The organism is Pseudomonas sp. 2FG (genome assembly GCF_005502935.1).
Taxonomy (GTDB): domain Bacteria; phylum Pseudomonadota; class Gammaproteobacteria; order Pseudomonadales; family Pseudomonadaceae; genus Aquipseudomonas.
In genome coordinates this window covers 262,343-284,658 of the sequence record NZ_SCMP01000004.1, presented here as the reverse complement: position 1 = coordinate 284,658, position 22,316 = coordinate 262,343, and the positions used below count along the sequence as shown (strand labels likewise).

The window sequence follows — 22,316 nt, the reverse complement described above, 5'->3', positions numbered from 1 at the left end:
ATCCATCCACCAATAGGTTGTTGGGCTGGCGGATTGCGAGCGGTGGATGAAAAGAGAGTCATCCACCCTACGAATCAGGCGTTGAACCAGCCCAGTTTAATCACGAACAGCAGGGCGAGGATCACCAGCGCCGGATTCAGTTCGCGCCAGCGGCCGGCCAGCAGCTTGATCGCGGCCCAGGCGATAAAGCCGAACGCGATGCCGTTGGCGATGGAGAAGGTCAGTGGCATGGCCAGCGCGGTGATCACCACGGGGGCGGCCACAGTGATGTCGTCCCAGTCGATTTCCGCCAGGCCGGAGGTCATCAGTACGGCGACGAACAGCAATGCCGGGGCGGTGGCGAAGGCCGGCACGCTACCGGCCAGCGGGGCGAAGAACAGCGCCAGGAGAAACAGGCTGGCGACCACCACGGCGGTCAAGCCGGTACGCCCTCCGGCGCTGACGCCGGCCGCCGATTCGATGTAGCTGGTGGTGGTCGAGGTGCCCAGCAGCGAACCGACCATCGCGGCGCTACTGTCGGCGATCAGCGCGCGGCCCATCTTCGGCATGTAGCCGTCCTTGCGCATCAAGCCGGCTTTTTTCGCCACGGCGATCAGGGTGCCGGAGTTGTCGAACAGGTCGACGAAGAGGAAGGCGAAGATCACGCTGAACAGGCCGATATCCAGCGCGCCCAGGATGTCCAGCTGCAGCAGGGTCGGCGCCAGCGCCGGCGGCATCGAGACCACCCCGCCGAACTTGGACACGCCCAGGGCGATGGCCGCGCCGGTGACGGCGAGGATGCCGATCAGCACCGCGCCTGTGACCTTGCGCGCCTCCAGGGCGACGATCAGGAAGAAGCCGAGCACCGCCAGCAGCGGCTCGGGTTTGCTCAGGTCGCCCATGCCGACCAGCGTGGCCTGGTTGGCCACCACTATGCCGGCGTTCTGCAGGGCGATCAGCGCGAGGAACAGGCCGATGCCGGCGGCAATCGCCGAGCGCAGCTCCAGCGCAATGCTGTTGATGATCCATTCGCGGATCTTGAAGATCGACAGCAGGAAGAACATGCACGCCGAGAGAAAGACCGCCCCGAGCGCCACCTGCCAGCTGTGCCCCATGTGCAGCACCACGGTGTAAGTGAAGAAGGCATTCAGGCCCATGCCCGGGGCGAGGGCGATCGGGTAGTTGGCGATAAAGCCCATGATCGCCGAGCCGATGGCCGCCGCCAGGCAGGTGGCGACGAACACCGCGCCCTTGTCCATGCCGGTCTCGCCGAGGATGCTCGGGTTGACGAAGAGGATGTAGGCCATGGTCAGGAAGGTGGTGAGACCGGCAAGGATCTCGGTGCGCACCGTGGTGTTATGCGCGTTGAGTTGGAATAGTCGTTCCAGCATGCTGGGCTCCCCGTGGCGCGCGGCGCCGTGAATGTACCGTCAGGCCAAAGCAAAGCACAGACGCCGCCAGGCTGGGTGAAAACTACTGCGGGCTTCGCGCGTCATACGGCCTGCCGCAGCGCTGTTTTTCCGCCGGACTGAAAAAAGGCGCGCATCATACCAGTTCGCCCCCCTGGGCTTTATCAGGGCGGGTTGAATTGATGCTCAAACGGACAGTTTTCGTTCTGCGCTTTCAGGAGAATCAACATGACTGCTCGTGCTCTGCTCGCCGTCGCCGACGGCGTGGAAGACCTTGAAACCGTGACCTTGATCGACGTGCTGCGGCGCGCCGACATCGAGCTGCTGGTGGCCAGCATCGAGAACCGGCGGATGCTGACCTGCGCCCGCGGCACGCGCCTGACCGCCGACGCCATGCTGGTCGACGTGCTGGCGCAGGACTTCGACTTGATCGTACTGCCGGGCGGTATGCCCGGCGCCCAGCACCTGGCCGATCACCAGCCCTTGGCCGAACAGGTGCGTGAGCACGCGGCGGCCGGCAAGCTGTTCGCCGGCATCTGCGCCGCGCCGGCAGTCGCCTTGCAGAGTTATGGCGTGCTCAAGCAACGGCGGATGACCTGCTACCCGGCCTTCAGCGATCGCCTGTCCGGCTGCACCTTCGTCGATCAGCCGGTGGTGGTGGACGGCAACTGCATCACCAGCCAGGGCCCAGGCACCGCGCTGGAGTTCGCCCTGACCCTGGTGGAGCAACTGCTGGGCAAGGGCAAGCGCAAAGAGATCGCCAAGGCGATGCTGGTCGTCTGATTTCAGGTAGGGGTGCGCAGCCCGATACCGGCCATTCAGAGGGTAGGCTGGGTAGAGTCCAGCGGACGAAACCCAGCCTACGGGGTGTGTGGCTCGTGCAGCCGTTCGCGCTTGGCCAGGGTCGGGAACAGTTTGTACCAGGCACCGGTGATCAGCAGCGTACCGACGCCACCCAGCACCACCGCCGGCACGCTGCCGAACCAATGGGCGGTGAGGCCGGATTCGAACTCACCGAGCTGATTCGAGGCGCCGATAAACAAGCCGTTCACCGCACTGACCCGGCCGCGCATTTCGTCCGGGGTTTCCAACTGCACGAAGGCGCCGCGGATCACCATGCTGATCATGTCGGCCGCGCCGAGGATGGCCAGCACCAGCAGCGAGAACCAGAACGAGGTGGAGAGGCCGAAGGCGATGGTCGCCACACCGAACACGCCCACCGAGACAAACATGATCCGCCCGACGTTACGCTGGATGGGAAAGCGCGCCAACCAGAAGGCCATCAGCAAGGCGCCCACCGCCGGGGCCGAGCGCAACAGGCCGAGGCCCCAGGGGCCGGTCAGCAGAATGTCCTTGGCGAACACCGGCAGCAGCGCGGTGGCGCCGCCGAGCAGCACGGCGAACAGGTCCAGCGAAATCGCGCCGAAGATATCGCGCCGGCTGCGAATGAAGCGGATGCCAGCCAGCAATGAATGCAGCGACGGGCGCTCCTGATTCAGCGGCTCCTGGCGCCTCGGCAGGCTCAGCATCAGCGCACAGGCCACGACATACAGCAGGGCTGTGGGCGCATAGACCCAGATGCTGCCGAAGGCATAGAGAAAGCCGCCGAGGGCCGGCGCGACTATGGTCGCGGTCTGCATTGCCGAAGCCGAAGCGGCGACTGCGGCGGGGAACAGCGCGCTCGGCACCAGGCTCGGCAGCAGCGCTTGCGTCGCCGGCATCTCGAAGGCGCGGGCGCTGCCGAGCAGGAAGGCCAGCACGAAAATCATCTCGCGGGTTACCTCGCCACTGCTGCTGCCCAGCACCAAGGCGATGGCGATCAGCGCCTGACCACCTTGGCAGAGCGCCGCAACCTTGCGCCGATCGTAACGATCCGCCACATGCCCGGTGTACAGCATGAACAGCAGCCGTGGCAGAAACTCCACTAAACCGACCCAGCCTAGATCCAGCACGTTGCCGGTCAGTTGGTACAGGTGCCAACCGATGGCCACGGTGAGCATCTGGAAGCCGCTGGCGGTACAGACACGGGCCAGCCAGAAGGCGAGAAACGGACGTTGTTGGCGCAGCAGGAGTTTGCCGTGGGTCGACATGATGGGCGGCTTTTTACTTGGCGAGCTCAGGGGGGCGTCAGGCTAGCACGCGGTCTAGAGCGGTGGGGTTGGATTAACCGGCCGTTGTAAAAAGGCTACCTGACTACGTGCTTTCTTCAGCAAGCTTTGCGACTGATCCTAGCGGGCTTTAACAGGCTAACAACGACTCGCCCTATGGGCTCTGGGAGATTTGTGGACGGACATCCTGGAGGGTTGTTGCGGGTTTTGTGGGCTGGGCCGGCAGGGCCCCGCGCGACAATCGACCACAGCGGCACCCCGGGTACAAAGCGCTACTCTTTGTGGGCTGGTTGATCCACGTCAATACCCCGTTTTTGGGTCGCGTGGGGGGCTTTTAGGCCTGCTGTTCCGCTCGATCTGCGCCACACAAGAATAATTCCGTAGCGCCACTCCAAAGCTTGGAGCTGCTGGCTTGGCCGCAATAAAGGGCCGTGCCCCGTACCACCTGATTGAGGAAGTCCCATGTTCGGCTTAGAGGCCCTGGATCTGGCTCGGATGCAGTTTGCGTTCACCATTTCCTTCCACATCATCTTCCCGGCGATCACCATCGGCCTGGCCAGCTACCTGGCGGTGTTGGAAGGCCTGTGGCTGAAAACCCAGGAGGAGGTCTACCGCGATCTCTACCATTTCTGGTCGAAGATCTTCGCCGTCAACTTCGGCATGGGCGTGGTCTCCGGGCTGGTGATGGCCTATCAGTTCGGCACCAACTGGAGCGCCTTCTCCGACTTCGCCGGCGCGGTCACCGGGCCGTTGCTGACCTATGAAGTGCTGACCGCGTTCTTCCTCGAGGCGGGTTTCCTCGGCGTCATGCTGTTTGGCTGGAACCGCGTCGGCCCGGGGCTGCACTTCTTCGCCACGGTGATGGTGGCCATCGGCACCTTGATCTCGACCTTCTGGATTCTCGCCTCGAACAGTTGGATGCAGACCCCGCAGGGCTTCGAGATCGTCGACGGCCGGGTGATTCCGGTGGACTGGCTGGCGGTGATCTTCAACCCGTCATTTCCCTACCGTCTGCTGCACATGGCCACCGCGGCGTTCCTTGCGACGGCGTTCTTCGTCGGCGCGTCGGCGGCCTGGCATCTGCTGCGCGGGCGGGATAATCCGGCGATCCGCCGCATGCTCTCGATGGCCATGTGGATGGCCCTGATCGTCGCCCCGATTCAGGCGGTGATCGGTGATTTCCACGGGCTCAATACCCTGAAACACCAGCCGGCCAAGATCGCCGCGATCGAGGGCCACTGGCAAAACGTCGGCGACGAGCCGACCCCATTGATCCTCTTCGGCTGGCCGGACATGCAGGCCGAGCAGACCCGCTTCAAGCTGGAAATTCCCGCCCTCGGCAGCCTGATCCTGACCCACAGCCTGGATAAGCAGGTGCCGGCGCTGAAGGAGTTCCCGCCGCAGGATCGGCCCAACTCGACCATAGTGTTCTGGTCGTTCCGGCTCATGGTTGGTCTCGGTATGTTGATGATCCTCACCGGGCTATGGAGCCTCTGGCTGCGCGCCCGTGGCGGCCTCTACCAGTCCAGGCCCTTCCTCTATCTGGCGCTGTGGATGGGGCCGTCCGGTCTGGTCGCCATTCTCGCCGGCTGGTTCACCACCGAGGTCGGTCGTCAGCCCTGGGTGGTCTACGGCCTGATGCGCACCGCCGAGGCCTCCTCCGGGCACAGCCTGGCGCAGATGAGCCTGACCCTGACGCTGTTCGTGGTGGTGTACTTCGCGCTGTTCGGGGTCGGCCTCGGCTACATGCTGCGCCTGGTGCGCAAGGGCCCGATCACCGATGAAGGCAGGGAGCAGGGCGTTGGTGGCCCTGGGCAGCAACGCACTCCGGCGCGGCCGCTGTCGGCGGCGGACGAAGGGCTGGAAGACGACAACTCGAGCGGGAGGAACTGACCATGGGCTTCGATCTTTCGCTGATTTGGGCAATCATCATCGTCTTCGGCATCATGATGTACGTGGTCATGGATGGTTTCGATCTAGGCATCGGCATCCTCTTCCCGTTCGTCAAGGACGACGCCGAGCGCGACGTGATGATGAACACCGTGGCGCCGGTCTGGGACGGTAACGAGACCTGGCTGGTGCTCGGCGGCGCGGCGCTGTTCGGCGCCTTCCCGCTGGCTTACTCGGTGGTGCTGAGCGCCTTGTATCTGCCGCTGATCTTCATGCTCCTGGGGCTGATCTTCCGCGGCGTGGCCTTCGAGTTCCGCTTCAAGGCCAAGGCGCACAAGCGGCATATCTGGGACAAGGCCTTCATCGGCGGTTCGCTGGCCGCGACCTTCTTCCAGGGGGTGGCGTTGGGTGCTTACATCGACGGCATTCCGGTGGTCAATCGCGCCTACGCCGGCGGTTCGCTGGATTGGCTGACCCCCTTCTCGCTGTTCTGCGGGTTGGCGCTGATCGCCGCCTATGCCCTGCTCGGTTGCACCTGGCTGATCATGAAAACCGAAGGCCGGCTGCAACAGCAGATGCACGATCTGGCCCGGCCGTTGGCCTTGGTGCTGTTGGCCGTGACCGGGATTGTCAGCCTGTGGACGCCCTTGGCCCACGCCGAAATTGCCCAGCGCTGGTTCAGCCTGCCGAATCTGTTCTGGTTTCTGCCGGTGCCGATCCTGGTGCTGGTGACCCTGTACGCGCTGTTGAAGGCGGTGCAGAACAACCGCAACTACTCGCCGTTCATCCTCACCCTGGTGCTGATCTTCCTCGGCTACAGCGGCCTGGGCATCAGCCTGTGGCCGCATATCATCCCGCCGTCGGTGACCATCTGGCAGGCCGCCGCGCCGCCGCAGAGTCAGGGTTTTATCCTGGTCGGCGCGCTGTTCATCATCCCCTTCATCCTGATGTACACCGCCTGGAGCTATTACGTGTTCCGCGGCAAGGTGACCCACGAACACGGCTATCACTAGTGGCCGCGGCGCGAAGGTTGGCGAAGACTGTGGATAAACCCGGGAAGAAACTGCTGTGGCAACGGCTGGGCTGGCTGGTCGCGATCTGGACGGCCAGCGTGCTGGCGCTGGGTGCCGTGTCTTATCTGTTGCGGCTGTTTATGACTGCGGCGGGCTTGAGTACGCCGTAGTCGTAGGATCGCGCGGCTACTTGATCGCCTTCAACACCACGAACTTCGGATTCGCCGCGACCTGCTCGACGCCGCGGAACAGGCGCTTGAGCTTGGCGTGGTAGCCCAGGTGACGGTTGCCGACTATCCACAGCTCGCCGCCCTTGACCAGCGCCGCCCGGGCCTGCTGGAACATCCGCCAGGCGAGGAAATCGCCGACCACCTGTTGCTGGTGGAAGGGTGGATTGCACAGCACCAGGTCCAGCGAGTCTTGCGCCTGCTCGGCCAGGCCGTCGCCGGGGCGAATCTCCACCGCTCGCTCGCCCAGTGCGGCGCGCCAGTTCTCGGCCGCCGATTGCACGGCCATATACGACTCATCCACCAGCGTCAGCTGCGCATCGGGGTTGGCCAGGGCGCAGGCGATGCCGAGCACGCCGTTACCACATCCGAGGTCGGCAACCCGCGCCGCACCGAGCCTTTGCGGCAGGTGTGGCAGAAAGGCCCGGGTGCCGATATCCAGGCCTTCGCGGCAGAACACATTGGCGTGGTTGAGCAACTCGATGCGCGGGCTGTCCAGCTGGTAGCGGGTCGGGTAGGGCGAGCTCACCGGGGCTTTCGCGCTGGGCGTGACGAACAGCAGCCGGGCCTTTTTCACCGCGAGCGAAGCCTGCAGCGGGCCGATGTATTGCGCCAGCAGATCGCCGGCGGTGCGCGGCAAGTGCTTGAGCATGCCGGCGGCGACGACTCGCGCGCCGGGTGCCAGCTGGCCCTGGAGGCGGATCAGTTGCTCCTCCAGCAGCGCCAGGGTTTTCGGCACGCGGATCAGTACCCAGTCGAACGGGCCGGACACCGTCTGGCTGGCCGGGATAAAGCGCACGCTGTCCGCCGGTAGACTGTTGCAGGCCAGGTTGTTCGCCAGCGCCAAGGCGCCTAGATGGGAGTCGCCGCTGCTGCTGACCTGGGCCTTGCCGGCCAGGCTGGCGGCCAGCGCGCCGAAGCTGTCGTTCAGCAGCAACACGCGGCTTTCACCGGTGATGCCCTGCTCGGCCAGGTGGTTGAGCAGGTATTCGTCGGCCGCATCGAAGGCCTGCAGCGGGTCGTCGCGCTGTGGCGGCTGGCGGTATAGATCGAGGTTGGCGAACGGGGTGCTGAATAGGGCCATCAATGAAACACTCTTGATCGGGCAAGTCATTGATTTGAATTGAAACTCGCCATGCCGGCAGTTTAAGTGGTTTTTCGCGCCGGCACTTCAAGTATAAGAGGGCGGCTGCGTGGCCCCGTAGCGGCAATGGCCCGCTCTCAGCCGCTGAAATTCATGCACCGGTTACTTCCATGATCAACGTCATACCCCCCCTGGCGGCCTATCGGCAGGCCATCGAGCAGCAAGGTTTCGAGTCGGACCAGGCGCAATGGCGCGCTGCCGGGCTGTTGCAGGATTGCTACGAAGCCGTGCATCAGCACGCCAGCCACGCGCCAGTGGTGCGCGGGGTCTATCTCTGGGGGCCGGTCGGGCGCGGCAAGACCTGGCTGATGGATCGCTTTTATCAGAGCCTGCAAGTACCGGCGCGGCGCCAGCATTTCCATCACTTCATGAGCTGGGTGCACCGGCGCCTGTTTCAACTGAGTGGTAGGGCCGATCCGCTGCAGGCGCTGGCCCGCGAGTTGAGCGCGGAGGTCCGGGTGCTGTGTTTCGACGAGCTGTTCGTCAATGACATCGGCGATGCCATCATCCTCGGGCGGTTGCTGCAGGTGATGTTCGAGCAGGGCGTGGTGCTAGTCGCCACCTCCAACCAGCCACCGCAACAGCTGTATGCCGACGGTTTCAATCGCGAGCGCTTCCTGCCGGCGATCGCCGCCATCGACCGTTACATGCAGGTGGTTGGCGTCGATGGCGGGCAGGATCACCGCCTGCACCCGGGCGAGCAGCACCCGCGCTATTGGCTGGCCACGCCAGGTCAAACGAGTGTCCTGGGCGCACTGTTCAGCCGTTTGACGGCTGGCCAGCCGACGTCCGCCGAGCCCATCGAACTGGGGCATCGACCGATTCCGGTGCTGCGGCAGAGTGAGCCGGTGCTCTGGTGCCGCTACGCCGACTTGTGCGAGCAGCCACTCTCGGCCCTGGATTTCATCGCCCTGTGCGATCGCTTCTCGATCATCCTGCTCGGCGAGGTGCCCAACCTGAGTGGCCGGCAAAGGGCGGCCAAGATTGCCCGCGGCACCGAAGATGGCGTCGAGCGGGTGCTGGCCGGCGATCGGCAACTGCCGGAACTGTCCGCCCATGACGACGGCGTGCGGCGCTTCATCGCCCTGGTGGATGAATGCTATGACCGCAAGGTTCCGCTCTACCTGGAAGCGCAGGTGCCGCTGCAGCAGCTCTACACCGAGGGCTATCTGGCCTTTCCCTTTCGCCGCACCCTGAGCCGCCTGCAGGAAATGCAGTTGCAGCGCTTTGGTCGAGCCTGAACCAGCCAATTGCGATTATCCGCGCCGGCGGTGTTGCCGGGCGCCTCTTTGCGAGAGACTGAGGCCAAGCGCTCACCAGGAACGGATGTATGGCCACCCGCGAAGACAAGTTCACCCGCCAGACATTGTTAGACGTGCGGCCCTGGTCGCCGACTTTGTTCAGTCTGCGCTGCACCCGGGATGCGCATTTTCGCTTTCGCGCCGGCCAATTCGCCCGCCTTGGGGTGGAGAAGGCCGATGGCACAAGGGTCTGGCGGGCCTATTCGATGCTCTCGGCGCCCCATGATGAATACCTGGAGTTCTTCTCCATAGTCGTGCCGGATGGCGAATTCACCAGCGAACTCAACCGCCTGCAGGCGGGCGACCAGCTGTTGGTCGAGCGCCAGCCTTTTGGTTTTCTCACCCTGGAGCGCTTTAGCGATGGCCGCGATCTGTGGTTGCTGGGCACGGGTACCGGGTTGGCACCCTTTCTGTCGATTCTGCAGGACTTCGAGGTGTGGCAGCGTTTCGAGCGCATCGTGCTGGTCTACAGCGCGCGCACTAGCGCCGAGCTGGCCTATCAGGAACTGATTGCGCAGTTGAGGCAGCACGAGTACCTGCAGGAATATGCGCACAAGTTGACCTACGTGCCGATCGTCACCCGTGAGCAGGTGTCCGGCACCCTGCATGGGCGGGTGACGACGCTGATCGCCAATGGTGAGCTGGAGCGCGCCGCCGGTTTGGGGCTGGAGCCCGAGTCTTCGCGGGTGATGCTGTGCGGCAATCCGCAGATGATCGAGGACTGCCGTGCGCTGCTGAAAACGCGGGATCTGCAGCTCAGCCTGACCCGTCGCCCAGGGCAGGTCGCGGTGGAAAACTATTGGTAAGCCGGCTCAAAGCCTTGGCAATAAATGCAAACGGCGCCTGCGGGCGCCGTTTTTTTATGCTGCCCAGGGTTCAGGGCTGCTGGTTCTGCCGGGTCTTGAGCAGGTCGCGGATCTCCATGAGCAGCGCCTCTTCCGGTGTCGGTACCGGCGGCAGCGTCGGCGCCGCCGCCTCTTCACGTTTGAGTTTGTTGATCACCTTGACCCCCATGAAGATGGCGAAGGCGACGATGAGGAAGTCCAGCACCGTCTGGATAAATTTACCGTAGCTCAGCATGACTGCCGGAATATCGCCCTCGGCGGCTTTCAGGGTGACGGCCAAGTCGGAGAAGTCCACCCCGCCAATCAGCAAACCAATCGGCGGCATCACCAGATCACCGACGAACGACGAGACGATCTTGCCGAAGGCGGCGCCGATGATGATCCCGACCGCCATATCGACGACATTGCCTTTGACCGCGAAGGCCTTGAACTCGCTGAGTACGCTCATAGGTTTACTCCCTGTGTTTTGAGATGAGTGGTGGCAGTGTAATGCAGCGCCAAGGCGCCTCCCAGTACGCGTGTGCGGCGCGCTGCGCTGCTGGCCAGAGCCTGCTGTCGGACCCAACGGGGTGGCTGCCTGACGGTGCGACCGAGGGTAGGTTCGACCGACGGTGGCTGGGCTAGGCTAAAAGAACAAGTCCAATCAACCGGAGGAGGGATCAGACCATGACGCTCGAATACCATCCGCTGATGCGGGAGTTTCCCGAATTTCATGTCGAGCTGCGGGCCTTGCATGGCCGCGATGCGCATTTCACCCGCTTGGCGGCGGACTACGAGGCGCTGGACAAGCGCATCTATCTGGTCGAGGACGGCCGCGAAGCGCTGGATACGGAGGCGCTGCAGGTGCTGAAGAACGAACGGGTGACGCTCAACGTCGAGATCGCCCGGCAACTGAAGGCGGCGGCCAACGGCCGAGGTGCTTGAACACCGGCGCGGCTGCTGCGGCTATCATGCGGGCTTTCCTCTGACAGGAGTCCGCTATGGCCAAGGCCAAGCGTCTGTACGGCTGCACCGAGTGCGGCGCCACCTTCCCCAAATGGGCCGGGCAATGCGCCGAATGCGGAGCCTGGAACACCCTGGTCGAAAGCCTGATTGAAGCCGGCAGCGAGGCTGCCAACGGGCGTGCGGGCTGGGCTGGGCAGCAGGCGCAGATCAAGACGCTGGCCGAGGTCAGCGTCGAGGAGATGCCGCGCTTCTCCACCGCTTCCGCCGAGCTGGATCGGGTGCTCGGTGGCGGTCTGGTGGATGGCTCGGTGGTGCTGATCGGCGGCGACCCGGGGATCGGCAAGTCGACCATCCTCCTGCAGACCCTGTGCAATATCGCCACGCGCCTGCCGGCGCTGTATGTCACCGGCGAGGAATCCCAGCAGCAGGTGGCCATGCGTGCGCGGCGCCTGGGTCTGCCGGAAGACCAACTGAAGGTGATGACCGAGACCTGCATCGAGGCGATCATCGCCACCGCGCGCCTCGAGCAGCCGAAAGTGATGGTGATCGACTCGATCCAGACCATCTTCACCGAGCAATTGCAGTCGGCACCCGGCGGCGTCTCGCAGGTCCGTGAGAGTGCGGCGTTGCTGGTGCGTTATGCCAAGCAGAGCGGCACGGCGATCTTCCTGGTCGGTCACGTCACCAAAGAGGGGTCGCTGGCGGGGCCGCGGGTGCTCGAGCACATGGTCGATACCGTGTTGTATTTCGAAGGCGAGTCGGATGGCCGTCTGCGTTTGCTGCGCGCGGTGAAGAACCGTTTCGGCGCGATCAACGAACTCGGCGTGTTCGGCATGACCGACCGCGGCCTGAAGGAAGTCTCCAACCCTTCGGCGATCTTCCTCACCCGCGCTCAGGAGGAAGTGCCGGGCAGTGTGGTGATGGCGACCTGGGAAGGCACGCGGCCGATGCTGATCGAGGTGCAGGCCTTGGTCGACACCAGCCATCTGGCCAACCCGCGGCGGGTCACCCTGGGGCTGGATCAGAACCGCCTGGCCATGTTGCTGGCGGTGCTGCACCGGCATGGCGGTATTCCCACCCACGACCAGGACGTGTTCCTCAATGTGGTCGGTGGGGTCAAGGTGCTGGAGACCGCCTCGGACCTGGCCTTGATGGCCGCGGTGATGTCCAGCCTGCGCAATCGGCCGCTGCCGCATGATCTGCTGGTGTTTGGCGAGGTCGGCTTGTCCGGCGAGGTGCGCCCGGTGCCGAGCGGTCAGGAACGCTTGAAAGAGGCGGCCAAGCACGGCTTCAAGCGCGCCATAGTGCCCAAAGGCAATGCGCCCAAAGAGGCGCCGCCAGGGCTGCAGGTGATTGCGGTGACGCGTCTGGAGCAGGCGCTGGATGCGTTGTTCGAGTAAGGGCCAGGGCTGGAGGGGGGCGGCCGAGGCTGCCTATTCCCCGCCCAGCGAGGCCAGTTCGCACTCCAGCAGGGTTTCGTCGCCCAGGTTGAGTTCGATCAGGCGGCGCAAGTGGCCGATGGAGTCGAGGTCGATATGCCGGCAGACAAACCCGAGCAGGTCTTGCTGGGTATGGATCAGCAGCACCTCCATGCTGACTTGCGCCTCGGCACTCAGCTCGATGCGCGCCTCGAACGGCTGATCGGGGTCGCAGTGCCAATCGCGCGGGCGTTTTACCAGCAGCCCCTTGAGCGACAGGTCATGCAACTCAACCGTCCAGCGCCGTTCACCCTGGGCGAGCTCGGTGCTGGCGTCGAAGGCGATGCGCTGAAAACGCCGCCGCTCGTTGGCTGACTCACTCATGCACTGACTCCTTGGCAATTTTGTCCACTATAGCTAAGAAGCTGTTTTCAAATTGTCTGCGGGCTTCGCGCGTGATGCGGCGTTAAAAATGGCATCGGACTGCTCATTTACCACTCGTAAACTCCGCGTCCTCGCCTGTTTGACTCGCTACGCTCGCCCTGCGGGCCAGCCTTCGGCTGTTACTCCGCTCCGCTGCGTTGCGCCTTGTGACCCACATGGATGTGGGGAATGCCGCTACCCGTAGGGAACGGGTGCGGCCCTGACCTGCGCTCGCGACGATCTTGAAAAGGCTCTGATAGAAAACTGTCTGCAGTGTAGCGCTAATGCCGTCATCGGTTTGACAGCTGAGCAAGTGTCGCCAAAGCTGCAAATGCGGTTTTTCTTATAATTTCCTGCGGAGCGCAGATATGGATAAGCGACTGCTAAGCAAAGGTTTGATTCTCGGGGTCCTGAGCGCGGCCAGTTTGCTGGCTCAGGCTGATCAGGCCGGCGGTGGAGGCTGCGGCTGGGGCAATATGCTGTTCGAAGGCCAGCGTGGCTTGTTTCCTCACCTGGTGGCGACCACCACCAACGGCACTTCAGGGAATGCCACCTTTGGTCTGACCTCCGGTACTAACGGCTGCGACTCCAGCGTCAAGCTGGGTTATGGCGGTCGTTCGCTGCTCGCCATGAATGGCATGCTCGACTCCATCGCCGAAGACATGGCGCAGGGGCAGGGCGAGGCGTTGGATGCCTATGCCACGCTGCTGGGTATTGAGAAGGCCGATCGGGCGCATTTTGCGCAAGTCACTCACCAGAACTTCGGCCGCATTTTCTCTAAGGCCGACGTGACCAGCGAGCAAGTGCTGGCTGCCACCCTCGACGTCATGAGCCGTGACGCGCAACTGGCGCGTTACGCCAAGCAACCCGCTTAACGACATCTGCGTTGTACCCAGCGAGCCGGGCTTCTGCCCGGCTTTTTCATGCCCTCCAGTTGAGTGTGCTGGGCGGCTCTAGACCAAGGTCTGATAGTGAGTTGCTCGGGAGCGGCTAAACTTGGCAAGCCGCTTGTCTGTCCATCCGTTGGGAGTTCTCGATGAATAATAACAATAGCGTTCTACGCCACCTGCCTTGGCTGGTGCTGGCGATAGTCGGCGCCTGTGCCTTGGGGGTCGTGGCCTTGCGCCGCGGCGAAGCCATCAATGCCCTGTGGATTGTGGTCGCGGCAGTGGCCATCTACCTGGTTGCCTACCGTTACTACAGCCTGTTTATCGCTACCCAGGTGATGCAGCTGGACCCGCGGCGGGCGACTCCGGCGGTGCTGAATAACGATGGTCTGGACTATGTGCCGACCAACAAACACGTGCTCTTCGGTCACCACTTCGCCGCGATCGCCGGCGCAGGTCCCCTGGTCGGCCCGGTGCTGGCGGCGCAGATGGGCTATCTGCCCGGTACGCTCTGGCTGATCGCCGGCGTCGTGCTCGCCGGTGCGGTGCAGGACTTCATGATCCTGTTCCTCTCCACCCGCCGTAACGGCCGCTCCCTCGGCGATATGGTGCGCGAGGAAATGGGTCAGGTGCCGGGCACCATTGCCCTGTTTGGCTGCTTCCTGATCATGATCATCATCCTCGCGGTGCTCGCGTTGATCGTGGTCAAGGCCTTGGCGGACAGCCCGTGGGGCATGTTCACGGTGATGGCGACTATCCCGATCGCGATGCTTATGGGCGTTTACATGCGCTATATCCGCCCGGGGCGCATCGGTGAGATTTCCGTGGTCGGGGTTGCCCTGCTGCTCGCCTCCATCTGGCTGGGTGGGCAGATCGCCGCAGACCCCGAATGGGCCAAGGTCTTCACCTTCACCGGTGTGCAAATCACCTGGATGCTGGTCGGCTATGGCTTCGTCGCCGCGGTATTGCCGGTGTGGCTGGTGCTGGCGCCACGTGACTATCTGTCGACCTTCCTGAAGATCGGCACCATAGTCGCGCTGGCTATCGGCATCCTGGTGGTCATGCCCGAGCTGAAAATGCCGGCCCTGACCCAGTTCACCGATGGCACCGGCCCGGTGTGGAAAGGCGCCCTGTTCCCCTTCCTGTTCATCACCATCGCCTGCGGTGCGGTGTCGGGTTTCCACTCGCTGATCGCCTCCGGCACCACGCCGAAGATGCTCGACAATGAAACCAACGCCCGTTACATCGGCTATGGCGGCATGTTGATGGAGTCCTTCGTGGCGATCATGGCGATGGTCGCCGCCTCGGTGATCGAGCCGGGCGTCTACTTCGCGATGAACAGCCCGGCTGCCGTAGTCGGTAGCGATGTGCTGAGTGTGGCGACCACGGTCAGCGGTTGGGGCTTTGCCATCACCCCTGAAGTGCTAGTGGCGACCGCCAAAGATATCGGTGAAACCACCATCCTTTCCCGCGCTGGCGGTGCGCCGACGCTGGCCGTAGGTATCGCGCAGATCCTCCATCAGGTGCTGCCGGGGGCGAACACCATGGCCTTCTGGTACCACTTCGCGATCCTGTTCGAGGCGCTGTTCATCCTCACCGCGGTGGATGCCGGCACCCGTGCCGGGCGCTTTATGCTGCAAGACCTGCTGGGTAACTTCGTGCCGGCACTGCGGCGCACCGAGTCCTGGGCGGCCAACCTGATTGCCACGGCCGGTTGCGTGGCCATGTGGGGCTACCTGCTGTACCAGGGCGTGATCGATCCGCTGGGCGGGATCAATACCCTGTGGCCGCTGTTCGGCATCTCCAACCAGATGCTCGCCGGTATCGCGCTGATGCTCGCCACCGTCGTGCTGATCAAGATGAAGCGCCAGCGCTATATCTGGGTCACCATGCTGCCGGCCGTCTGGCTGCTGATCTGCACCACCACGGCGGGCCTGATCAAGCTGTTCGATGCCAATCCGGCAATCGGCTTCCTGGCGCTGGCGAACAAGTACAGCGATGCGTTGGCGGCGGGCCAGGTGTTGGCGCCGGCCAAGGATATCGGGCAGATGCAGCACGTGATCGTCAACGCCTATACCAACGCGGCGCTGACGACCTTGTTCCTGCTGGTGGTGTTCAGCATCCTGTTCTATGCGCTCAAGGTCGGTGTCGCGGCCTGGGGTAGCAAGGCGCGTACGGATAAGGAAACCGCTTTCCAGCCGGTGCCGGATGCTTAAAAATAACCTGCTGGTTCGAGGAGATTGCGCATGTTCAATGATCTGAGTCGTCTCGGTAAGTACCTCGGTCAGGCTGCGCGCCTGATGGTGGGCATGCCGGACTACGACACTTACGTCGAGCATATGCGCAGCAAACACCCGGACAAGCCGGTGATGAGCTACGAGGCGTTCTTCCGCGAACGCCAGGAAGCCCGTTACGGTGGCGGCAAAGGCCGGCCGATCCGCTGCTGCTGAACTCTTCTGCTGTAACCCCACGCGCCACGCCTAGTCGTGGCGCGTGTCATTTTGAGGACAGGTTTGCATGTCGCATTTTCCCATACCGGTCACAGTGCTCAGCGGCTTTCTCGGTGCCGGCAAGACCACGCTGCTGCGGCACCTGCTCAAGACCGAACACGGCTTGAAGATCGCGGTGATCGAGAACGAATTCAGTGAAGCCCCGATCGACGGCCAACTGCTCGGCGATGAACCGGTGCAGGTGCTGACCCTGGCCAATGGCTGCGTCTGCTGCTCCATCCATGGCGATCTGGAGCGGGCCCTATACCTGCTCCTGGAGCGTTTGGACAGTGGCGCGATTGCCTTCGATCGCCTGGTCATCGAATGCACCGGCCTGGCCGATCCGGCGCCAGTGGCGCAGACCTTCTTCGTCGACGAGGAGCTGCGCGAGCGCTATATCCTCGACGGCATCATCACCCTGGTGGACGCGGCCAATGCCGAACGCCACCTCAGCGAAACCATCGCCCAGGCCCAGGTAGGTTTCGCCGACCGCCTGCTGGTGAGCAAGCGTGACCTGGTCGACGAGGCCAGCTTCGAGGCGCTCAGTCAGCGCCTGCAACGGATCAACCGCCGCGCGCCGATCCGCGTGGTCGACCACGGCCGCATCGACCTGGCCGAACTGCTCGATGTGCGCGGCTTCAACCTCAATGCCGACTTCGGCCCGACGCTGAGCCTGCGTCCTCTGACTCCGGCCGGCTCTACCGATCGCATATCGACCCTGGTGCTGAAAAGCGAACGGGCACTGGATCTCGACAAGCTCAGCGAGTTCATGAATGAGCTGCTGGAAGAGCACGGCAACTCGCTGCTGCGTTACAAGGGCGTGCTGAACATAGCCGGCGAGGCGCGGCGGCTGGTGTTTCAGGGCGTGCTCAAGCTCTATGGCTTCGACTGGGACAGCGAATGGCGGGAAGACGAGACGCGCGAAAGCGTGATGGTGTTTATCGGCGACGCGTTGCCGGAAGAACAGATACGCGCGGGCTTCGCCAAGACCGTGGTCTGAGCGGTGTAGAGGCGGCTTGTTGGTTGAGCCGAGTAGGATTGAATCGGCAATAAAAAACCCGGCATCGGCCGGGCTTTTTATTGCGCCGAGGCTTAGTTGCCGTACACCGGGAACTTGGCGCACAGGGCTTTGACCTGGCCACGGACGCGGTCGATCACCGACTCGTCGTCGAGATTGGCGAGGATCTCGCAGATCCAGCCCGCCAGTTCGCGGCACTCGGCTTCTTTGAAACCACGGGTGGTCACGGCCGGGGTGCCGATGCGCAGGCCGGAGGTGACGAACGGCGAGCGTGGATCGTTGGGTACCGAGTTCTTGTTCACTGTGATGAAGGCGCGACCCAGGGCGGCGTCGGCGTCCTTACCGGTGATGTCCTGTTTGATCAGGCTGAGCAGGAACAGGTGGTTCTCGGTACCGCCGGACACCACGTCGTAGCCGTTCTCGATGAACACCCCGGCCATGGCCTGGGCGTTCTTCACCACTTGCTGCTGGTAGGCCTTGAACTCCGGCTGCAGGGCTTCCTTGAAGCACACCGCCTTGGCCGCGATCACGTGTTCCAGCGGGCCACCCTGGGCGCCCGGGAACACCGCGGAATTGAGCTTCTTCTCGATCTCTTCGTTCTTGCGCGCGAGGATCAGGCCGCCGCGCGGGCCGCGCAGGGTCTTGTGGGTGGTGGTGGTGACCACGTCGGCGAAGGGTACCGGGTTCGGGTACACGCCGGCCGCCACCAGGCCCGCGACGTGGGCCATGTCGACGAACAGGTAGGCCCCGACCTTGTCGGCGATGGCCCGGAAGCGGGCGAAGTCCAGCACCTGCGAGTAGGCGGAGAAACCGGCGACTATCATCTTCGGCTGGTGTTCGACGGCCAGGCGCTCGACTTCGTCGTAGTCGATCAGGCCATTGCCGTCGATGCCGTACTGCACGGCGTTGTAGAGCTTGCCGGAGGAGCTGACGCTGGCGCCGTGGGTCAGGTGACCGCCGTGGGCCAGGCTCATGCCGAGGAGGGTGTCGCCGGCGTTCAGCAGGGCCAGGTATACCGCGCTGTTGGCCTGCGAGCCGGCGTGCGGCTGGACGTTGGCGTAATCGGCACCGAACAGCTGCTTGGCGCGGTCGATGGCCAGCTGCTCGACCAGGTCGACGTATTCGCAGCCGCCGTAGTAACGTTTGCCCGGATAGCCTTCGGCGTACTTGTTGGTCAGTACCGAGCCTTGGGCTTCCATCACCGCGGGGCTGGTGTAGTTCTCCGAGGCGATCAACTCGATGTGCTCTTCCTGGCGCTGGGCTTCTTGCTCCATCGCGGCGAAGAGGTCGGCGTCGTAGTTGGCGAGAGTCGTTTCACGGCTGAACATGGCAATCCCCTGAGAAAATCAGCTGGGCGGTGGTAAGAGGGGGCGGATTCTACCGCATCCGTCGCGGGCTGGCACATGACGGTCGGTCATGTGATGGATAAGCGGGCCTCATTGTGCAGGGCTGGCTTCGCGTGAATGAATCGGCCGGTCTGAGTTGGTCGCTGTCGCACGCATTGGAAAAGCGCAAATTCCGTAGGAGCCGCAGCTCAGCTCAGCATAAACAGCGCGGCACCGCCGAACTGGGCGGCGAAGTGGTTGGCGGCCATGGGTTTGCCAAACAGGTAGCCCTGGACTTCGTCGCAGTCGTGTTCACGGAGGAAGTCCAGCTGCGCCTGGGTTTCCACGCCTTCGGCGATCACCGCCAGGTTCAGGCTGTGGGCCATGGCGATGATCGCGCGGGCGATCTGCGCATCCTGTTCGCCATCGGGCAGGCCGTCGACGAAGCTGCGGTCGATCTTCAGCACGTCGATGGGGAACTGCTTGAGGTAGTTCAGCGAGGAATAACCGGTGCCGAAATCGTCCACCGCGATGCTCAGGCCGAGGCGCTTCAAGCCGGCGAGGATCTGCATGGCCTCGCCGACGTCGCGCATCAGGATGCTTTCGGTCAGCTCCAGTTCCAGGCAGGCCGGGGGAATGCCGCTGTCTTGCAGGATGCTGGCGATGCGCAGGCCCAGCTGGCCCTCGGCGAACTGGCGGGCCGAGAGGTTGACCGACACCTTAGGTACCCGCACCTTGGCCGCGTGCCAGGCCTTGAGCTGACTGCAGGCCTCGGCCACCACCCAGTCGCCGACCTGCACCACCAGCCCCAGCTCTTCCAGCACCGGGATGAACTCGCCGGGTGAGACCAGGCCGCGGCGCGGGTGCCGCCAGCGTAGCAAGGCCTCGACGCCGGTCAAACGCTGGCCGTTGCCACTGAACTGCGGCTGGTAATAGAGCACGAACTGCTGCTGTTCGAGGGCATGCCGCAGGTCGCTTTCCAGCTCCAGGCGCTCCAGGGCCGTGGCGTTCATCGCCGCCTGGTAGAACTGGAAGTTGTTCTTGCCGCGCTCCTTGGCGTGATACATGGCGGTGTCGGCGTTCTTCATCAGCTGGCTCAGTTCGTTGCCGTCTTGCGGACTGAGGGCGATACCGATACTGGCGGTGACGAAGAACTCCCGGCCTTCGAGGATGAAGGGCTGCGCCAGGCTGGAGAGAATCTGTTCGGCGACGTGAATCGCCCCGTTCAGCGCGCCCTCGCGAGTGGCGCGTGGCTGTAGCAGCAGGGTGAACTCGTCGCCGCCCATGCGTGCCACGGTGTCGTCCTCGTCGACGCAGGCCGCCAGGCGCAGCGCCACGTCCTTGAGCATGCGGTCGCCGGCGGCGTGGCCGAGGGAGTCGTTGATCGGTTTGAAGCGGTCGAGGTCGAGGAACATCAGCACCACCCATTCCTGATGCCGTTCGGCATGCTGCAGGGCGGTGTGCAGGCGATCCTGGAACAGGCTGCGGTTAGGCAGGTGGGTCAGGGCGTCGTAGTAGGCCAGGCGGTGGATGCGTTGCTCGCTGGCCTTGCGCTCGCTGATGTCGCTGAAGAAGCACACATAGCTGACCAGATCGCCTGCGTCGTCCTGCACCGCGGTGATCCCAACCCAGGCCGGGAAGCTTTGGCTGTTGCGCCGCGTCAGCCAGACCTCGCCTTCCCAGCTGCCGTGCAGATTGAGTTGGCTGAGGATGTAGCGCAGGTGGTTGGCCTGCTGACGGTCGTCGGTGAACATGGTGGGCAATTGGTCGAGCACCTGCGCGCTGGAATAGCCGCTGACGCGGCTGAAGGCCTCGTTGACCTGGACGATATAGCCGGCCGGGTCGGTGACCAGAATGGCCGCGGTGGAGTGCTCGAACACCGTCGCGGCCATCCGCAGGTCTTTCTCGGCGCGGCGCTGCTGGCCGATATCGCGGCCAACGCCGAGCAAGCCCTCGAAGCGCCCATGCTCGTCCCACATCAGGGTCAGGCGCAGCTCCACCGGAATCTTGCGGCCATCGCAACGCAGGCAGTCGAACAGGAACAGCTGGGTCGGCAGCTGGGCGCGCAAGTCGGCCAGGCGCTGCGGATCGCCGAGCGCTGTGCGCACCCGCTCCAGCAGCAGATAGAAGCCGGCCAGCTGGCGCGGGTCGGCGGCGATGCTGTGGAAGCTGTGGCTGATCAGCCACTCGGCGCTGTAGCCCAACACCGGCTGTGCCGAGGGGCTGACGTAGTCGAGCTGCAGACTGCTGTCGGTGGAGAAAATCACATCGCTGATGCTTTCCGCCAGCAGGCGGTAGCGCCGCTCGTTGTTGCGCAGCAGTTCGCTGGCGTCGATCTGTTCGGTGACGTCCTTGGCCACCCCGATCAGGCGGCTGACGCGGCCAGCCGGGTCGCGACTCAAGGCCTGTTCGCGGATATCGAACCAGTGCCAGTTGCCGTTGCGGTGCCGCCAGCGCACCTGGCATTGCAGCAGCAGGCCGTTGCCGACCACCTGCTGCAGGTTACGGATGCGTTGATACAGCTCGCCATCGTCCGGGTGCAGGATGCGCTCCCAGAACGACTCGCCCATCGCCCTCAGTTCCGGCTTGCTGTAGCCCAGTTGCAGGCCGAGGTGATGGTTGCTGAACATCACCCGCTTGTTGTTCAGGTCGTGCACGTAGAGGGTGTCGGGCACCGTGCGCACCACCTCCGACCAGAAGCGCTCGCGCTCGATCAGTGACAGCTCGATGCGCTTGCGGCTGGTGATGTCGCTGATGCTCAAGGTCACCGCATGGTAATCCTCGAGCCGCTCCGGCAAGCGCAGCACCAGCCAAAGATGGCGTTCGTGACCTTGCGGGGTGGTGACCCGGCTCTCCAGCTCGAGCTGGCTCTGGCCGCCCAGCACGGCCGCGATCAGTTGGAAGCGAATGCCGTCGGCGCGCACTGGGCCGCGGCCAATCAGGTGCTGCCAGGCCTGCTCGGCAGAGCCGACGCCGAGTAAACGCAAGGCCACTTGATTGCTCTCGGTAACCCGCAGCTGCTGGAGTAGTTCCTGGTGGCGCTGGGGATTGGCCTGCAGCCACTGGCTCAGGCCGTCGTGGTCATGCACGCTCTGCTGCAACAGGTAGTGGCGCAGGCCGGCCAGATCGAGCACGCAGAGGGCGATGCCGCTGCCTTCGAAGATGTCCTGGTAGCGCCGCCGGGTTTCCTGCAGCACGCGCAGGGCTTGCTGCTGCTCGGTGACATCGCGCAGCACCCAGACATGCCCGAGGTGCTGACCGCCCTCGGGGAGGTCGCTGCGGGTCACGCTGAACAGGCGCCGCTGGCCGTTCTGCAGGATCTCCACCAGTTCCGGGGCGCGGTCGTGGTGCCGGCTCGGGCCGTGCAGCAACAGCGGGTCGAGCCCGGGCAGCAGTTCGAGCAGGTGGCGGCCGTGCGCCTCGTCGGCGCGCAGGCCGAACAACTGCTCGGCTTGCGGGTTGAGGTAGCGCAGCTGGCCATCGCTCTGCGTCACCAGCACCCGCTCCTCGATGGCCCGCAGGGCGCTGCCGGCCTGCTGCAGCGAACGGTGCGAGGCGGCATTTGGTTCGCGCAGCAGACGCCGCAGGGCCAGCAGGCTGAGCAAGGCGCAGAAGATAAACAGCAGAAATTTGCCGGCCAGGGGTGTCGGCAGCAGGTTTTGCGCCTGCTCGGCGGCGCTGACGGGCACGGCGATCGAGCCGCTGTGCAGCGGCCCCGGCTGGCGGGCGATCACCCGCTGGGCCAGAGGCTCGGCCAGTTGTTGGCTGGATTCGTGCTCGCGTTGCTGGCGATGCGCCTGGTGTTGCTGGAGCTCCTGGTGCAACTGCCACAGCAACAGCCCGAGCATGAGCAGCACCGACAGCACCAGGACGCCTTTCACCGAACCCGGCAAGG

The 22,316-nt window shown here is 64.0% G+C and carries 18 protein-coding genes and 1 pseudogene; 12 read left to right on the top strand and 7 right to left on the bottom strand.

Features of this window, described 5'->3' with window-relative positions; all coding sequences use genetic code 11:
- Positions 1 to 74: 74 nt before the first annotated feature.
- Positions 75 to 1,370: an NCS2 family permease gene (locus FFS13_RS06435; protein WP_137818272.1), complete on the bottom strand. Its 1,296-nt coding sequence runs from the start codon at positions 1,368 to 1,370 to the stop codon at positions 75 to 77.
- A 246-nt stretch (positions 1,371 to 1,616) separates the two neighbouring features.
- On the opposite strand from FFS13_RS06435, the gene FFS13_RS06430 reads away from it, so the two are divergent.
- Complete coding sequence (locus FFS13_RS06430) at positions 1,617 to 2,171, top strand: DJ-1 family glyoxalase III (protein ID WP_137818271.1); 555 nt, start codon at positions 1,617 to 1,619, stop codon at positions 2,169 to 2,171.
- Positions 2,172 to 2,248: 77 nt separating this feature from the next.
- Here the strand turns inward: FFS13_RS06430 and FFS13_RS06425 are convergent, their stop codons facing one another.
- Positions 2,249 to 3,478, bottom strand: a complete 1,230-nt coding sequence (locus tag FFS13_RS06425) for an MFS transporter (RefSeq protein ID WP_137818270.1) — start codon at positions 3,476 to 3,478, stop codon at positions 2,249 to 2,251.
- Positions 3,479 to 3,958: 480 nt separating this feature from the next.
- Between FFS13_RS06425 and FFS13_RS06420 the strand changes: the two genes are divergently transcribed.
- From FFS13_RS06420 to FFS13_RS06410, 3 genes are read left to right on the top strand one after another with little or no spacing between them, the layout of a single operon-like run.
- Positions 3,959 to 5,389, top strand: a complete 1,431-nt coding sequence (locus FFS13_RS06420) for a cytochrome ubiquinol oxidase subunit I (RefSeq protein ID WP_137818269.1) — start codon at positions 3,959 to 3,961, stop codon at positions 5,387 to 5,389.
- A gap of 2 nt (positions 5,390 to 5,391) precedes the next feature.
- A complete protein-coding gene (cydB, locus tag FFS13_RS06415; RefSeq protein ID WP_137818268.1) occupies positions 5,392 to 6,399 on the top strand; it encodes a cytochrome d ubiquinol oxidase subunit II in 1,008 nt (335 codons plus the stop codon).
- 29 nt (positions 6,400 to 6,428) lie between these two features.
- Positions 6,429 to 6,569 (top strand): DUF2474 domain-containing protein, encoded by a 141-nt coding sequence (locus tag FFS13_RS06410; RefSeq protein ID WP_137818267.1) that lies wholly within the window; start codon positions 6,429 to 6,431, stop codon positions 6,567 to 6,569.
- Between the two features lie 16 nt (positions 6,570 to 6,585).
- On the opposite strand, the gene FFS13_RS06405 is transcribed toward FFS13_RS06410, so the two are convergent.
- Positions 6,586 to 7,710, bottom strand: coding sequence for a class I SAM-dependent methyltransferase (locus tag FFS13_RS06405; protein ID WP_137818266.1), 1,125 nt, complete (start codon positions 7,708 to 7,710; stop codon positions 6,586 to 6,588).
- Between the two features lie 173 nt (positions 7,711 to 7,883).
- Between FFS13_RS06405 and zapE the strand changes: the two genes are divergently transcribed.
- Positions 7,884 to 9,011: a cell division protein ZapE gene (zapE, locus tag FFS13_RS06400; protein WP_256657833.1), complete on the top strand. Its 1,128-nt coding sequence runs from the start codon at positions 7,884 to 7,886 to the stop codon at positions 9,009 to 9,011.
- 89 nt (positions 9,012 to 9,100) lie between these two features.
- A complete protein-coding gene (locus FFS13_RS06395; RefSeq protein ID WP_137818264.1) occupies positions 9,101 to 9,877 on the top strand; it encodes a ferredoxin--NADP reductase in 777 nt (258 codons plus the stop codon).
- 70 nt (positions 9,878 to 9,947) lie between these two features.
- On the opposite strand, the gene mscL is transcribed toward FFS13_RS06395, so the two are convergent.
- A complete protein-coding gene (gene mscL, locus FFS13_RS06390) occupies positions 9,948 to 10,364 on the bottom strand; it encodes a large-conductance mechanosensitive channel protein MscL (protein ID WP_137818263.1) in 417 nt (138 codons plus the stop codon).
- A 218-nt stretch (positions 10,365 to 10,582) separates the two neighbouring features.
- On the opposite strand from mscL, the gene FFS13_RS06385 reads away from it, so the two are divergent.
- Both FFS13_RS06385 and radA read left to right on the top strand, forming a co-directional pair.
- The gene (locus tag FFS13_RS06385; RefSeq protein WP_137818262.1) at positions 10,583 to 10,840 is read left to right on the top strand and encodes a YdcH family protein; all 258 of its coding nucleotides are present in this window, start codon (positions 10,583 to 10,585) and stop codon (positions 10,838 to 10,840) included.
- Between the two features lie 56 nt (positions 10,841 to 10,896).
- Positions 10,897 to 12,261: a DNA repair protein RadA gene (gene radA / locus FFS13_RS06380; RefSeq protein WP_137818261.1), complete on the top strand. Its 1,365-nt coding sequence runs from the start codon at positions 10,897 to 10,899 to the stop codon at positions 12,259 to 12,261.
- 33 nt (positions 12,262 to 12,294) lie between these two features.
- Here radA and FFS13_RS06375 read toward each other — a convergent pair whose 3' ends face one another.
- Complete coding sequence (locus tag FFS13_RS06375) at positions 12,295 to 12,663, bottom strand: PilZ domain-containing protein (protein WP_137818260.1); 369 nt, start codon at positions 12,661 to 12,663, stop codon at positions 12,295 to 12,297.
- A 407-nt stretch (positions 12,664 to 13,070) separates the two neighbouring features.
- Here FFS13_RS06375 and FFS13_RS06370 point away from each other — a divergent pair, with 407 nt between their 5' ends.
- From FFS13_RS06370 to yjiA, 4 genes are all read left to right on the top strand, one after another.
- The gene (locus tag FFS13_RS06370) at positions 13,071 to 13,577 is read left to right on the top strand and encodes a DUF3015 domain-containing protein (RefSeq protein WP_137818259.1); all 507 of its coding nucleotides are present in this window, start codon (positions 13,071 to 13,073) and stop codon (positions 13,575 to 13,577) included.
- 161 nt (positions 13,578 to 13,738) lie between these two features.
- Positions 13,739 to 15,805 carry a carbon starvation CstA family protein gene (locus tag FFS13_RS06365; protein ID WP_137818258.1) on the top strand — a complete coding sequence of 689 codons (2,067 nt, stop codon included), beginning with the start codon at positions 13,739 to 13,741 and terminating at the stop codon, positions 15,803 to 15,805.
- 30 nt (positions 15,806 to 15,835) lie between these two features.
- Positions 15,836 to 16,039: a YbdD/YjiX family protein gene (locus tag FFS13_RS06360; protein WP_137818257.1), complete on the top strand. Its 204-nt coding sequence runs from the start codon at positions 15,836 to 15,838 to the stop codon at positions 16,037 to 16,039.
- A 67-nt stretch (positions 16,040 to 16,106) separates the two neighbouring features.
- Positions 16,107 to 17,078, top strand: a complete 972-nt coding sequence (yjiA, locus tag FFS13_RS06355) for a GTPase (RefSeq protein ID WP_137818256.1) — start codon at positions 16,107 to 16,109, stop codon at positions 17,076 to 17,078.
- Between the two features lie 92 nt (positions 17,079 to 17,170).
- Here the strand turns inward: yjiA and glyA are convergent, their stop codons facing one another.
- Together glyA and FFS13_RS06345 are read right to left on the bottom strand one after the other, a co-directional pair.
- Positions 17,171 to 18,424, bottom strand: coding sequence for a serine hydroxymethyltransferase (glyA, locus tag FFS13_RS06350; protein ID WP_137818255.1), 1,254 nt, complete (start codon positions 18,422 to 18,424; stop codon positions 17,171 to 17,173).
- A gap of 206 nt (positions 18,425 to 18,630) precedes the next feature.
- A pseudogene (locus FFS13_RS06345) lies at positions 18,631 to 22,050 on the bottom strand (EAL domain-containing protein); the annotation flags it as partial.
- Between the last annotated feature and the right edge of the window lie 266 nt (positions 22,051 to 22,316).

Bases quoted from the DNA above. Each gene is read 5' to 3' on its own strand.
- cydB (WP_137818268.1), top strand. From the start codon at position 5,392: ATGGGCTTCGATCTTTCGCTGATTTGGGCAATCATCATCGTCTTCGGC.
- radA (WP_137818261.1), top strand. From the start codon at position 10,897: ATGGCCAAGGCCAAGCGTCTGTACGGCTGCACCGAGTGCGGCGCCACC.
- FFS13_RS06385 (WP_137818262.1), top strand. From the start codon at position 10,583: ATGACGCTCGAATACCATCCGCTGATGCGGGAGTTTCCCGAATTTCAT.
- yjiA (WP_137818256.1), top strand. From the start codon at position 16,107: ATGTCGCATTTTCCCATACCGGTCACAGTGCTCAGCGGCTTTCTCGGT.
- FFS13_RS06360 (WP_137818257.1), top strand. From the start codon at position 15,836: ATGTTCAATGATCTGAGTCGTCTCGGTAAGTACCTCGGTCAGGCTGCG.
- FFS13_RS06375 (WP_137818260.1), bottom strand. From the start codon at position 12,663: ATGAGTGAGTCAGCCAACGAGCGGCGGCGTTTTCAGCGCATCGCCTTC.
- FFS13_RS06395 (WP_137818264.1), top strand. From the start codon at position 9,101: ATGGCCACCCGCGAAGACAAGTTCACCCGCCAGACATTGTTAGACGTG.
- glyA (WP_137818255.1), bottom strand. From the start codon at position 18,424: ATGTTCAGCCGTGAAACGACTCTCGCCAACTACGACGCCGACCTCTTC.
- FFS13_RS06425 (WP_137818270.1), bottom strand. From the start codon at position 3,478: ATGTCGACCCACGGCAAACTCCTGCTGCGCCAACAACGTCCGTTTCTC.
- FFS13_RS06420 (WP_137818269.1), top strand. From the start codon at position 3,959: ATGTTCGGCTTAGAGGCCCTGGATCTGGCTCGGATGCAGTTTGCGTTC.
- FFS13_RS06370 (WP_137818259.1), top strand. From the start codon at position 13,071: ATGGATAAGCGACTGCTAAGCAAAGGTTTGATTCTCGGGGTCCTGAGC.
- FFS13_RS06435 (WP_137818272.1), bottom strand. From the start codon at position 1,370: ATGCTGGAACGACTATTCCAACTCAACGCGCATAACACCACGGTGCGC.
- FFS13_RS06430 (WP_137818271.1), top strand. From the start codon at position 1,617: ATGACTGCTCGTGCTCTGCTCGCCGTCGCCGACGGCGTGGAAGACCTT.
- mscL (WP_137818263.1), bottom strand. From the start codon at position 10,364: ATGAGCGTACTCAGCGAGTTCAAGGCCTTCGCGGTCAAAGGCAATGTC.
- FFS13_RS06405 (WP_137818266.1), bottom strand. From the start codon at position 7,710: ATGGCCCTATTCAGCACCCCGTTCGCCAACCTCGATCTATACCGCCAG.
- FFS13_RS06365 (WP_137818258.1), top strand. From the start codon at position 13,739: ATGAATAATAACAATAGCGTTCTACGCCACCTGCCTTGGCTGGTGCTG.